At 56.2% G+C, this 12607-nt stretch carries 12 protein-coding genes and 1 pseudogene; 7 read left to right on the forward strand and 6 right to left on the reverse strand.

The genetic code is table 11. The annotated features are described in order from the left end of the window. Nucleotides 1-120: 120 nt before the first annotated feature. Nucleotides 121-630 carry an inorganic diphosphatase gene (locus VPK24_RS03170; RefSeq protein ID WP_099533103.1) on the reverse strand — a complete coding sequence of 170 codons (510 nt, stop codon included), beginning with the start codon at nucleotides 628-630 and terminating at the stop codon, nucleotides 121-123. A 398-nt stretch (nucleotides 631-1028) separates the two neighbouring features. Further along, nucleotides 1029-1199, reverse strand: coding sequence for a hypothetical protein (locus VPK24_RS03175; protein ID WP_393010644.1), 171 nt, complete (start codon nucleotides 1197-1199; stop codon nucleotides 1029-1031). A 493-nt stretch (nucleotides 1200-1692) separates the two neighbouring features. Between VPK24_RS03175 and VPK24_RS03180 the strand changes: the two are divergent. Beyond that, nucleotides 1693-2901: pseudogene (locus VPK24_RS03180) on the forward strand (RNA-guided endonuclease InsQ/TnpB family protein). Between the two features lie 45 nt (nucleotides 2902-2946). Here VPK24_RS03180 and VPK24_RS03185 read toward each other — a convergent pair. Together VPK24_RS03185 and serS are read right to left on the reverse strand one after the other, a co-directional pair. After that, nucleotides 2947-3420, reverse strand: coding sequence for a J domain-containing protein (locus VPK24_RS03185; protein ID WP_099533082.1), 474 nt, complete (start codon nucleotides 3418-3420; stop codon nucleotides 2947-2949). 171 nt (nucleotides 3421-3591) lie between these two features. Beyond that, complete coding sequence (serS, locus tag VPK24_RS03190; protein WP_190354487.1) at nucleotides 3592-4887, reverse strand: serine--tRNA ligase; 1296 nt, start codon at nucleotides 4885-4887, stop codon at nucleotides 3592-3594. Between the two features lie 171 nt (nucleotides 4888-5058). Between serS and VPK24_RS03195 the strand changes: the two genes are divergently transcribed. The 3 genes from VPK24_RS03195 (at nucleotide 5059) to VPK24_RS03205 (ending at nucleotide 6715) form a co-directional block, all read left to right on the forward strand. Further along, nucleotides 5059-5400 (forward strand): Dethiobiotin synthetase, encoded by a 342-nt coding sequence (locus VPK24_RS03195; protein WP_393010647.1) that lies wholly within the window; start codon nucleotides 5059-5061, stop codon nucleotides 5398-5400. Nucleotides 5401-5479: 79 nt separating this feature from the next. Continuing rightward, nucleotides 5480-6112, forward strand: a complete 633-nt coding sequence (gene tsaB, locus VPK24_RS03200) for a tRNA (adenosine(37)-N6)-threonylcarbamoyltransferase complex dimerization subunit type 1 TsaB (protein WP_393010649.1) — start codon at nucleotides 5480-5482, stop codon at nucleotides 6110-6112. A 111-nt stretch (nucleotides 6113-6223) separates the two neighbouring features. Next, nucleotides 6224-6715 (forward strand): DUF4168 domain-containing protein, encoded by a 492-nt coding sequence (locus VPK24_RS03205; RefSeq protein WP_393010651.1) that lies wholly within the window; start codon nucleotides 6224-6226, stop codon nucleotides 6713-6715. 145 nt (nucleotides 6716-6860) lie between these two features. On the opposite strand, the gene VPK24_RS03210 is transcribed toward VPK24_RS03205, so the two are convergent. Beyond that, the gene (locus tag VPK24_RS03210) at nucleotides 6861-7307 is read right to left on the reverse strand and encodes a dTDP-4-dehydrorhamnose 3,5-epimerase (RefSeq protein ID WP_190529184.1); all 447 of its coding nucleotides are present in this window, start codon (nucleotides 7305-7307) and stop codon (nucleotides 6861-6863) included. Nucleotides 7308-7913: 606 nt separating this feature from the next. Here VPK24_RS03210 and VPK24_RS03215 point away from each other — a divergent pair. Beyond that, on the forward strand, nucleotides 7914-9566 hold the full coding sequence (locus VPK24_RS03215) for a transglutaminase domain-containing protein (protein WP_393010693.1): 1653 nt from the start codon (nucleotides 7914-7916) through the stop codon (nucleotides 9564-9566). Between the two features lie 189 nt (nucleotides 9567-9755). Beyond that, nucleotides 9756-10841, forward strand: a complete 1086-nt coding sequence (locus VPK24_RS03220; RefSeq protein WP_393010653.1) for an ABC transporter ATP-binding protein — start codon at nucleotides 9756-9758, stop codon at nucleotides 10839-10841. Between the two features lie 32 nt (nucleotides 10842-10873). Here VPK24_RS03220 and VPK24_RS03225 read toward each other — a convergent pair whose 3' ends face one another. Continuing rightward, on the reverse strand, nucleotides 10874-11596 hold the full coding sequence (locus VPK24_RS03225) for an ATP-dependent Zn protease (protein WP_393010655.1): 723 nt from the start codon (nucleotides 11594-11596) through the stop codon (nucleotides 10874-10876). Between the two features lie 80 nt (nucleotides 11597-11676). Here VPK24_RS03225 and VPK24_RS03230 point away from each other — a divergent pair, with 80 nt between their 5' ends. Next, the gene (locus VPK24_RS03230; RefSeq protein WP_393010657.1) at nucleotides 11677-12432 is read left to right on the forward strand and encodes a DUF1995 family protein; all 756 of its coding nucleotides are present in this window, start codon (nucleotides 11677-11679) and stop codon (nucleotides 12430-12432) included. Nucleotides 12433-12607: the final 175 nt, after the last annotated feature.

Genomic DNA, 12607 nt, shown 5'->3' on the forward strand with positions numbered 1-12607 from the left:
TTGAATTGAGTCAACTTCAGCAGTTAAGTCAACCTGAATTCAGCCAACTTGAATTCAGCCAACTTGAATGCAGTCAACTTGAATTAGACCCACTTGAATTAGGCCAGGTTAACTGCGCAATTACTGGTAAGCAGCCACGCACTTGTCAACCAGCGCCGCCACCTTGTCCGCCTCTTGCCAACCAAGAATTTCCGTCACCTTCTTTTCCAGGTTCTTGTAGGTGCGGAAGAATTCAGCAATTTCTTCCAAGCGGTGGGGGTGAATGTCCTTCAGGGAGTTCACACCGGCATAGCGGGGATCCGCAGCGGGAACACAAAGGATCTTTTCGTCCCGATCGCCCCCATCCACCATTTCCAAGAAGCCGATCGGACGCGCGGCAATCACGCAACCGGGGAAGGTCGGCTCATCCATAATCACCATCCCATCGAGGGGATCGCCATCATCCGCCAAGGTGTTGGGAATAAAGCCATAGTCAAACGGATAGCGCACCGAGGCATACAACACCCGATCGAGGGCGAAGGCTTGCATATCCTTATCGAACTCGTATTTGTTCTTGCTGCCACCGGGAATTTCCACCAGCACGTTCACAATTCCGGGCTTCGGTTGGGCAGGAATGCGCGACAGATCCATGGTCTCGATCCTAAAAGCTTGCTTGAATACTTGCTTGCGCCAGAGCAAACTCCAGTCGATCGCGCCCGATCGTCCATCATCATTGACTCCCTGCAATGGCTGGATTGGGGCCCAGCTTCTTAACCCTCAGGCGATCAAGGGTTGGGCATCGATCCTGACAGACACCGGGCGCGATCGGAGCGCCCCTTTTGGCCCTCCAATAATTGCATGGAGCGCGACCCCAGGGGTAGCAACCGGCGATCGGGCGGCGGAATTGGTCGCTCAGAACGATCGACACTCAGGATCCTGAGCACTGCGAATCTGTCCAGTTTGCGAATCTGTCCAGTTTGCGAATCTGTCCAGTTTGCGAATCTGTCCAATTTGCGAATCTATCCAAGGCCCAAAGCTCGCTTGAGCGATTAAGGCATTAGCTGTTCCGCACGGAAGACCGCTGGCGTTGGCAGGGCAGTGGAGGGCATCGCATCCCAATTGGAGTAAACCACCGCCATCCAAGGCAAGGTCAGGGTTAACAGGGCGATCGTCGTTCCCAAACAGCGGGCCCAAACCGCCGAGGGGGGTTCCGTCAACATCGCCGGACGCGACAACAGAACGGGGGACGGAGGATCGCTAGATTTCGAGGCCGATTTTAGGACAGAGGCTGAGGCCGAATTTTGGGGCGATTTTAGGGCAGGCGATCCTTTTTGGTCTGCGATTGGATGGGAAAGAGGGAAGGCAGAATGCAGAAGCGGTTCGAGCGGACGACTACTACCGTCACTATCCATAGGGAAGTCTGAAATCAGCAATCGGATCTCCGCTGAATAAATCAGCGATCGGGGGCTGGAGTTGGCCGTGGCTGCGGGTCGATCGGGCAGGAAACCCACCCCTCACAACCCAGCTCGGGCCGCCACCAGCTCGATGGGCGATCGATTCATCCAGTCAAATCGGGCCGCCGAGAGATACCGTGCCGATCATCGTAGCAAGTCCCCGGGCTGGGTTGGTGTTGGGAACTTGACCAAAATAAAGGGTACAAGCCCCGCCCTTCTAGGGCGGCTTTTTCGACCAACCCCGCTTATAGTGTTAATTATAAAAGCACGATTCCGCTACCGAATTTATCCCAATCGCCTGCAAAGATTAATGCTGGCAAAAACATTTGGCTGCGCTCGTGTGGTCTACAACGATGCAATTCGATTGCGTCAAGAACTCTATTAGCAAGGGGAGAAAGTTAGCGATACTGAAATTCAGAAACGGGTGATCACCCAAGCCAAGCTAACCGTTGAACGTGAATGGTTGTCAGAAGTTGCATCTGTGCCGTTAGTTCAATCCTTGCAAGATGCCCATCTGGCTTTTCGCAATTTCTTCAAAAGCTTGAAGGGTGAGCGGAAAGGTCGCAAGATTGGGTTTCCGAAGTTCAAAAAGAAACACTCAACTCAATCCATTCGCTTCACAACTAACGGTTTTTCGGTTAAACCCAACTCAGTTTACCTAGCCAAGATCGGTTGTGTGCGGGTCAAGTGGTCGCGGGATCTGCCATCGGATCCATCATCAGTCACGATCATCAAGAATGCAGCTGATCGCTACTTTGCATCGTTTGTCTGTGAAGTGGATCTGATCGCTCTGAAGGCTATCAATGATGGAGTTGGTATCGACTTAGGATTAACAACCTTCGCCACTCTGTCCACGGGTGAAAAGGTACTAAGTCCCAAGCCTCTAGCCAAATCCCTGAAGCGATTGCGCCGCGCTCAAAAATCCCTCAGCCGCAAGGTTAAGGGCAGCAAGCGCCGATATCTAGCCCGACGCAAGGTGGCCCGGATTCACGCCCGCATCAAGGATCAACGAACTGACTTCCTGCACAAGCTATCGACCCGAATCGTTCGCGAGAACCAAGCGATCGTTCTGGAAGATTTGAATGTGTCGGGCATGGTGAAAAATCGCAAATTGTCAAGGGCGATTTCTGATGCTGGCTGGTACAGCTTCCGCCAAATGATCGAGGGCAAGTCGATCCGCTACGGGCGGGATTTCCAGGTGATTAGCCGATGGGAGCCAACCAGTCAGCGATGTTCATCTTGTGGCCAATTGGGTGGCAAGAAAACCCTTGATGTACGCGAGTGGGTCTGTATGCACTGCGGGGCAATTCACGATCGCGATGTGAATGCCGCCATCAACATCAAAGTCGCGGGCGGGCAGTCCGAGACTCAAAACGGACGTGGAGGCCAGCGTAAATCCAGTTCGCTGGTAGCAGTCGATGAAGCGTCAACCCGTGGTCTAGTCGAGCAACTGCGGTTGTTTGCCTAGGGCCGGAATCCCCGCTCCTTTAGGACGGGGAGGATGTCAACAAACCTACAATCCAGCAATTTGGGTGAGGGAAATTTCTCCCCGCAAAATTCCCACCACCAACACCAACGCCAAACAGCCCACAAAGGACAGGCCCAGCGTAAACAGGGCAAACAGTTCCCCGCCGGATAGGGGGCGATCGGTCGGATCCAAGTACAAATTGGAAGACTCGAAGGAACTGGGGGGCTGCAAATTTTGCCAGGGCTGCACCACCGTCCAGCGGGAATAGCCGATCGAGAGGTCATATTGCTCCCGGCGATCGGGATTGCTCAACACCGCATAGGCCTGGTTCAACTCTTGAAATTTGACCGTGGCGATCGGGAGCGGCAACTCGGTTGTGTCCGGGTGATAGGCCTTGCTCAGTTCGCGATATTGCCGCCGAATTTCAATCACATCCGCCGAGGGATGCAGCCCCAAAAGGTCGTAGTAGGTCATTTTGGGATCAAGAGAGCCAGACTGTGCCGTTCGATCGCCTGCCATAGTTGACGAACCCAATTTTGATGAACCCAATGCTGAATCAGGGTTAATCAACGGTCAATAGCCGCTAACCAAGATTCCGGTTTGATCGGTTTCCTGATTGTACTGTGATGGCCTCTCCGCCCTTGCTGCGGTGGTGCTACGGTGGCGCTGCGGTGGTGCTGTGTTGAGCGGTTAACGGGTTGCCGCTCCCAGCACCGTTTTGCCGCCCAGGTAGGGTTGCAGGGCTTCCGGCACGGCGATCGACCCATCCGGTTGTTGGTAATTTTCCAAAATTGCCGCCATCGTTCGGCCCACAGCCAGCCCGGAACCATTGAGGGTATGCAGGAATTGGGTTCCCTTTTTGCCCGCCTCCTTAAACCGCAAATTCCCCCGACGGGCTTGGAAATCGCCACAGTTCGAGCAACTGGAAATTTCTCGATATTTGTTTTGGGAGGGCAGCCAAACTTCCAAGTCGTAGCACTTTTGGGCCGAGAAACCCATATCACCCGTGCAAAGTTGCAACACCCGATAGGGCAGCTTCAGGGCCTGCAACACGCCCTCTGCATCCTGGAGCAATTGTTGGTGTTCTGCCTCCGAGGTTTCCGGTGACACAAACTTAAACAGTTCCACTTTGTTGAACTGGTGCAACCGAATGAGTCCGCGAGTATCGCGCCCATAGCTGCCGGCCTCGCGCCGGAAACAGGGCGTGTAGGCGCAGTGGTAAATCGGCAACTGATCATCGGTCAAGATTTCATCGCGGTAAAGGCTGGTGACCGGTACTTCAGCGGTGGGCGCGAGCCACAGATCATCGCGATCGCACTTGAAACTTTCCTCCGCAAACTTGGGCAACTGGCCCGAGGCGGTTAACGAGGCGGAGTTAATCAGAATGGGGGGCAACACTTCCTGATAACCGGCGGCAATGTGGCGATCGAGCATGAAGCTAATCAACGCTCGCTCCAGGGCGGCCCCTTCGCCAATCAGCGCCACAAATCGGCTTTGGGCAATGCGGGTGGCCCGTTCAAAGTTCAACCAACCCAACTTTTCGCCAATTTCGTAGTGGGGCAAAATGTCCGATCGCGTGGGGATCAATGCCTCGCCCCACCGCCGAATTTCCACGTTGTCGTCCTCATCCTTCCCGATCGGGGTGGTGGGGTCGGGCAAGTTGGGAATGGTCATCAGGGCGCTTTCAATTTGCGCTTTCAAGTCCCGTTCCTGGGGTTCCAGCTCTGCCAATTGGGCCTTCAGTTGGTTGCCTTCTTCCTTCAGGGCCGCCACTTCTGCCCCCTGGGGATCGGCCCCTTGCTTCATCTTTTGGCCCACCAGTTTGCCAATTTCGTTGCTGCGGGCCTGGAGATCATTGCGCCGCTGTTCCAAGTCACGCACTGCCCGATCGAGTTCCAAAATCGGAGCAATATCGTATTGGCCACGGTGGTTCAGGCGTGCTTGTACATCATCAGGATTCGCACGCAGTAGCTTCAGGTCTAGCACGATCGATGGGGGCTGTTTTCAGTAATATCTTGAGGTGCAACCATTCTATCGGCTGGTTTACCCTTGCTCGATCGTCCCGGCCCATTTCTCGGTGCCTTGGGTTAATTAACAATTGGCCCTGTTGGCATGAACGCTATCTGTTGATTCAACTGATTCAACCCAACCCTGTCTATGGATTACGAAACCGCCCGCGGCTTTTTGATTGGCCAAGGCAACGCGAGTTCTGAAAATGCCGATGCATTTTTGAATCGGCTGAAGGCAGGCAAACCCCCAATTCCCGGACAAGTTACCTCCATTCTGTTGGCCCTGAAAATGGTCTACAACGCTTTGGAAGGAACCCCCAGCCTCAGCCGGGAGTTGGCTGGGCCGCTCTATCGGATTGCGGTAGAAAGTCGCGAGGCCTACGAACAGGGTGATCGACAGGGGGTGAGCTGGCCGCCGCTGTTGGATGAAGACTTGGAGCGGATCGCGCGGGCCGCAGGCAGCATCTTTGCCGGAAGCTGGCAAGATTAGAACTTCAACAGTCTTTCAACATTTCAACATCAGCTTTCAAGAGCATTTCAACAGCATTTCAAGAGCACAAGATTGCCGCATGACTGAGGGGAACCGTTGGGGCATCGCTATCCACACCGCCAGCGCCCAGTTGGGATTGGCCAAGGGAGACTCGCCCCGTGACATGGTGGGGCGGGTTTGGGAATTGGGCACAAAACTATCCAGCGATTTCCACGATCGACTGTCGGAGTTTGTGTATCCCCTGCCTTGGTCGGCGGTGCAGCTTTTGGCGGTGGCGATCGGCCCCGGCGGTTTCACCAGCACCCGCATTGGCGTGGTGGCGGCCCGCACCCTTGCGCAACAGTTGGATCTCCCGCTGTTTGGCTATTCCACCCTGGCGGCGGCGGCCTGGCGACAGCGCCAACGGGCCCAACCGGGCGAATGGTTGGCGGTGCAAATGCCGGCCCGACGAGGAGAATGGCATGGGGGCATTTATGAGGTCACGGCGGCGGGCTTGGTGACCCATTTGAGCGATCGGGTCTTGGCTCCGGAACAGTGGAAAACCACGATCGCCCAGCAACCGGCTCCCTGTCTGACTGTGACGGCGGAGGCAGATTTGGGCCAAGACGCGATCGCCCTTTTGCAACTGGCCCAACAGGATTGGGCAAAGGACATTCGGCCCCATTGGTCTACGGTATTGCCACACTATGGCCAACATCCGGTCGATCGATAGGGCGATCAACAGCAATCTCAGCGCCATCGATCGGCTCAAATAAACGGCCCAGCTTCATCAGCTAGAACCAATCGGCAGCTCCAGCCCATCAGCACAACCGCAGACAAAGCCATGGCCAATCGATCGAGCCAGTTTTCGCGCCTTCCTTGGGGCGATCGCCTTCGCCAAGCCGGGCGATCGGTGGGCAAACTTTTCCTCTCGATCGGGTTGATCGGCTGCTTAGTCAGCGGGCTTTGGGGCAGCGCCTTGATCCCCGCCTGGGCCGCCACGGAACCGATCCCGCTGGCCGCGCCCGTGGAAGCCGCCCCGATTTCACCCGATGCCAGCGCCGTGCCGGCCGAAAAGGTGACCCAATTCGTGCGGGCCTATTTGCAAGTGCTGGCCCTGTTGGAGCGGCGGGAAGGAGAGTTGCGCCAAGCGGAAACCGAACCGGAAGCCAACCGCTTGGAGCAGGAAATTGAGCTGGAGGCTTTCGAGGCGATCGAGCAGGCGGGTTTGAAACCCCAGGAATATGTGCAACTCCTGAGCTTGGCGAACAACGATCCCGATTTTGGAGAACGAATTGCAGCCAGGCTTCAGGAATTGGAAGCCGAACCCCGTTGAAATCAGTGATCTACCCGTTGAAATCAGTGATCTACCCGTTGAAATCAGTGATCTAAGTGATCTATCTGTTGCGTCAGTCCTGATGAAGCGATCGAGCCAACGACCGATCGATCGGGCGATTCGAGCGGTCGATTCGAGCGGTCGATTAAGCCGCCGCTTCCACACAATTCAACAGAGCTGCCAAGGATTGTTCCGCCACTGCCAAATCGTAGGCAAAGGGTGGTTTCATGGGTCGATAGTCAAGGCGATGGGCTGCTCCGTGACGCACCACAGCATTCACCACCAAACAGGGATCTTGGCTGAAATTCAAAGCACCATGGGGCACACCGGGCGGAATGGTTAAAACCACCGGCACACGATCGCTCAAAGGAATGTATTGATAGCGACGGTTGTGCAACACCACCATCACAAAATTGCCCCGCACCACCAACAATTGATCGGTCTGAAACCGATGCACAAATAAATCATCCCGCGCCATGGCCGGCACTTGCACCAACATTGTTTCATGGCAGGATTGGGGCGTGTAAAACTCTGCCATTCCCGACTTCATGGAGTCGAGTCGCTTCACTTGGATTGTTTGAGAAAGTCCCATGATCTGTACCTCAAGAGCATTTGAGCGATCGATCACAATGGCGCTGGCGGTTAGTCTAACGCATTTTTTTAAAAGCCGTGGGAGCTGGTTTTTTTTGGCTATTTTTTAATTTTTTGATCTTTTTGATACAAAATTTCCATGAATCCAAGACTTCTAAGCGAAATTTTCAAGCAAAACTTCCAATTTAGATTCCAGCGCAGGTTCTGGGGCAAAGCTCAAGATTCGATCACCCCAAAAGGTCAGCGAAGGCATGACACAAACCACGCAATGATAAAAATCGTGGAGCGATTGATTGCGATTGATTCTGAAGGTTTTCTAAAAAGTCTGCTGAAAATTTGGGAGTGTTTTTGGGAATGGTCGATGGCAAACCCCAAGCCTATCTGTCAGTATTGGAAGGTTTCCAATCCGGTGCAATTGATACAGTCTCCGAGAACGGGTTATCGTACAAATTAATCGCGCCGCCGCCGTTGAGGCTGCCCCCTAAAAACCGTGTTTGCGAAATCTCGTCAGTCGCCATTTCGATCGCCTCATGACACCGATCGCCCCAACGCCGAGGCCACCGACTCCCCGGCCCCGCCCGATCGCCTCCATCGCCTTTGTCGTCCCTTGGCGACCTATGCCTTGCGTGGCCTGGCGATTCATCAGGATCAGGTGCTGGCCTTGGATGCGGCCCGGGGCCATCTGCTGCTGGTGGACTTGGCAACCGACTGCACTGAAGTTCTGAATGCTTATCAGGTTGGGGATTTTCTGGATGCGATCGGGCTGGCCATTGGGCCGCCGTTGGCCGGGGCTGATGTGCCCTCGGTGTGGTTCACGCGCGATCGGGAAGTGCTCGCCTGCAATTGGGGCCAGTGGGAACCCAAACCTATGTACACTCTGCCCGAGTGGGTGGAAGGGGTGGCGATTTACCGATCGACCCTATACGTGTCCTCCCAGCGATCGGGCTGCATCTATGTGCTGGATTTGAACAAGGGGCGCGAAATTACCCGGTTCTATGCCCCCGGGATTGGGGTAGAAAATTTGGTGGCGCGGGGCGAAGAACTTTGGGTGTGCGATCGCCTGGAGCAAACGGTTTATTGTCTCGATCGGGCGACGGGGCTGGTGAATTTCAGCGTTCTCACCCCCTACGAATCGCCCACGGCTTTGGCTTTTGATCAGGCGGGAACTCTCTGGGTGGCCTACTCGGGCGAAGAACCCTACATCCGCGACAACCCTAACGATCCGGAACCCCTGCAAGTGGCGTTCCGCGATCGGGTGACGATCGGCCCCCTGGACTATGGCTTTTATCCCGATCGGGGCTATGCCCTTTCCAACGGCTACCGGATTGAGATGTTCTATGTGGAAGAACTGTCGCCCTTGGAAGGAGTGGATTTCAGCCTGTTGAAGGATTTGGAGTGGCGCATTTCCTTGCCTGCCAACACCGATCGGCAAACGGTGCAAAGCGTCGAACCCGTGGGGATGCCCTTTGAAATTGAACGGTTGCCCGACGGTCAGCAGGTGGCGGTCTTCAAATTTGGCTCGATCAAGCGGGGTGAAGGACGGTTGTTTGGCTGGAAGGCCATCATCGATGTGCGAGGTATTCGCTACCAACTCACGCCGCCGGACGTGGAACGGTTGCCCTCCCTGGCGGACTGTCAATTGCCCGCAGACTACACCGAAAAATATTTAGTCGATAACGATAGCCTGGCGATGGATCAGCCTTCGGTGCAGGCGGCGGCCCGCGAAGCGATCGGCACCGAAACCAACTTGCTGCGGCAAATGCTGGCCATTCGGAATTATGTGTACGATCGCCTGGGTTATCGAATTCGCCGTAGCATTGAACCGCCCGATGCAGTGCTCGATCGCGGCTATGGCTGTTGTGGCGAATATGTGGGCGTGTTGCTGGCCCTGTCTCGGCTCAACGGCATCGCCACCCGCACCGTAGGTCGCTACAAGTGCCCACCGCCGGCCGATCGCACCCAAGTGGCACTCTACCCCGATTACAACCACGTTTGGCTAGAGTTCTTCATTCCCGGGTTCGGTTGGGTTCCCATGGAGTCCAACCCCGACGACATCCAAGAGGGCGGCCCCTATCCCACTCGCTATTTCATGGCCCTGCCTTGGAACCATGTGGAAATTGCCAAGGGATCTCGATTCCAAGGAATTCAGGTGGGTGGGCAACCCCTGGCGGAATTGTCGGAGCTGAAGGTGGGCGATTTGGCGCTCAACCATGTGCGGTTCCGAATTTTGGAGGAGCTGGATCCACTCGATCGCCCCTAAAGTCCACGGCATTCAAGAGATCTCGTGGAGATCTATCTCCATGAGATCTCCACGAGACCTCCACGAGACCTATCGGATCCGCAGGCTCCATTTTTGCGCTGACACTTGCAAGTGATTGGCAAGAAGCAAGCGAACGTCATAGGATGACCTGTGGCTGACCTTGCCCCTTGCCTTGTGGATTGCCCGACCATGACCGACGCTGCCGCCCGTTTGGATTTGGCCATTTTGCATTTAGACTGCGTAACCCGTCGCTATCAAACCGGGCCGGCTGCGGTCGATCAGGTAACGCTCACCCTGATGCAGGGCGAACTTTTGGCGTTGTTGGGCCCCTCCGGCTGCGGCAAAACCACCTTGCTGCGACTTATTGCCGGGTTGGAAGCGCCGAATGAAGGGGCGATCGTGCTATCGGGGCGGCCCGTGGCGGGGCCAGGCGGTTGGGTTCCGCCGGAGCGCCGCCAACTGGGCATGGTCTTTCAGGATTACGCCCTGTTTCCCCACCTGACCGTGGCTCAAAATGTTGGTTTTGGGCTAGATCGATTGCGGAAACAGGCTCCCCAGGCTTTACACGATCGGGTGGCTGAGGCGATCGCCCTGGTGGGATTAGAAGGCCTGGAAAAACGCTACCCCCACGAACTGTCGGGCGGTCAACAGCAACGGGTGGCCCTGGCTCGATCAATCGCCCCGCAGCCGTCCCTGATTTTGTTGGATGAGCCGCTGAGTAATTTGGATGCCCGGGTGCGCCAACGGTTGCGCCAGGAAGTGCGGGCCATTTTGAAGCGGGCCGGAGCCGCCGCCGTTTTTGTCACCCACGATCGGGAAGAGGCCATGGCAATCGCCGATCGGGTGGCCGTGATGCGTCGGGGCCAAATCGAGCAAATCGACAGCCCCGAAGGTCTCTATTGGGAGCCGGATTCTCGGTTTGTGGCTGGGTTTGTGGCAGAAACTAACTTCCTGATCGCCACCCGATCGGCCCAAGGTTGGCAAACGGAATTGGGGCTAATTTTGCCGGAACAACTGGGCAATGATCCCCCGGGCGATCGGGTGGAGCTGGCGATTCGCCAAACGGATGTGACCCTGGAAGCCGATCCCCAAGGCCACGGCCAATTGATGGAGCGACAATTCCTAGGACGGGAATATGTTTACCTGGTGCAATTGCCCAGTGGTGAGCGGTTGCAAGTGGTCACGGACTGGCGGTGCAAGCTGGAACCGGGCGATCGGGTGGATCTCAAGATCACCAGCCCCCGATTGCGGGCCTTCCCGATCGGCCCAGACTAATCCCGCTGCGCAACTCACGCGATTCAGCCAACCTAGGCCGCTTGGGAGGGCTGATCGTGCGGGGAAACTTTGTGTTGGTCGATTGCAGCCTTGCATTGGTCGATCGAACCCCGAGCGCGCAGTTGCACCACCAAAGCACCATAGGCCCGCTCATTCTGTTGCAGCAGCGTCTTGGCTCGCAAAATCGACAAATTCATTTGGGCGGTGGCATTGGGGCGGTTGCCTTGGCCCTGGGTGCTGAGTTGGGCCCAAAGGCTCAGGAGTTTTTGGCGATCATCACTGCCGCCTTCCGCGTTGCCATACACCAACTGTTCAGCAGCAATGCCCGCCATCCAAACGGTGGCGTAGTGGCTGAGAATGCGGGCCGGCACTTCACCGCGATCGAGCCATTGGGCCAGCTCCTGATCGGCAAATTGCACCCCACCGGAACCGGGATAGCCCTGCTGAAATGCTTCCCAAGCGTTGAGAGCATAGCCAGAAACGGGAATTTCCAACAAGTGGGCCACCAAAAAATGGCCCGCCTCGTGGTGCAAAATGCGATCGCGGTGGGCAGTCGATCGGTTGGCAAACCAGTCCACCAGCAACGTGCCGCCCCGACCTTGCCACCCAAAGCGATCGACCGCCGCCAATCCCAAAAAGCCAGCGGTGAACAGGGCTGGCACTTCCGCCGGGAGCGCAATCAAGGGGCCAAACAGGCTAGACAAGGTGACCACAAACACCCCGACCGCAACCAGATTGAGCGTGATGTTTCCCATAGCGGCGGTGGCAAAGCGGCCAAAAACGGTATAAAGAACAGTATTTGTAGCTTAATAGTTTTTTCATAGAAACCCCTATCATGAGCGGAATTCCCCAGGATTTAGCCGAGGCGATCGCCCAAGCCCGCAGTGCCACCCTTGCCGCTTTGGATGAGGGGCTGACGCTCATTCAGGTGGAACTGGTTTTGCCGGAGCTGAAAGTGATGCCTGTGGCAGAAAGTTTCCTCGCGGCCTTGGAACCCTGGGGCGATCGGCTCAAAATCTTCTTCCCCGACGCGGGGGCGGCCGCCTTGGCCCGGCGCGATTGGGGCGATCGCCCTTTTCGGATCACCGATGTGGGATCGGGGCGCACTCCCATGACCGGCAAGGTGCAACCGGAGGATGGCATCTTTTTGTTCATTGAACCGTCGGCCGTGGAAGTGACTCAGGTGGAGCAACTGTGCCAAGAGGCGGGCGATCGACCCGTGATTTTCCTGAATCCTCGGATGGAAGACCTGGCGATCATTGGCATTGGCTACGCGGGCCGGCAACTGCGCGATCGGTTCTTAAACCGAATTGTCACGGCCTATTATCTGCGCCCCATCGAAGGAGCAGCCGTGCGCCGGGCTTTCCCGGGCCAGTGGGAAGTGTGGCTGGAACCCGCTGACGAGAATGCTGACTATCAATTGGTGGCCACCCGTCCCCAACGGCCTGCTGGCGAGGCCCTGGATGAAATCTTGCTGCAAGCCACTGGCGGCCAAGAAACCAACAGCCCCAACGCAGCCGTAAATGCGGCGGCCCAGCGCCAAGGCTTCCTGGGGCAATTGCAAAATTTCCTGAAGGCCCTCAGCAACTAGAACTTCCGCAGTTAGGGCTTCTGCCATTGGGTTAATCAACGGATTGAAGACGAGGGGAAGCGGGAAGCAGGTTTGAATACAAGCTATCGGCTCGATCGAGTCCGGCTGTGATGGCTAATGTTGCGAACCCCAACCCATCCAAACAGGAGGTTTAAACCCCTTGTCCCTTGCGATC

Source organism: Limnothrix redekei LRLZ20PSL1, from assembly GCF_043235035.1.
GTDB lineage: Bacteria > Cyanobacteriota > Cyanobacteriia > CACIAM-69d > CACIAM-69d > CACIAM-69d.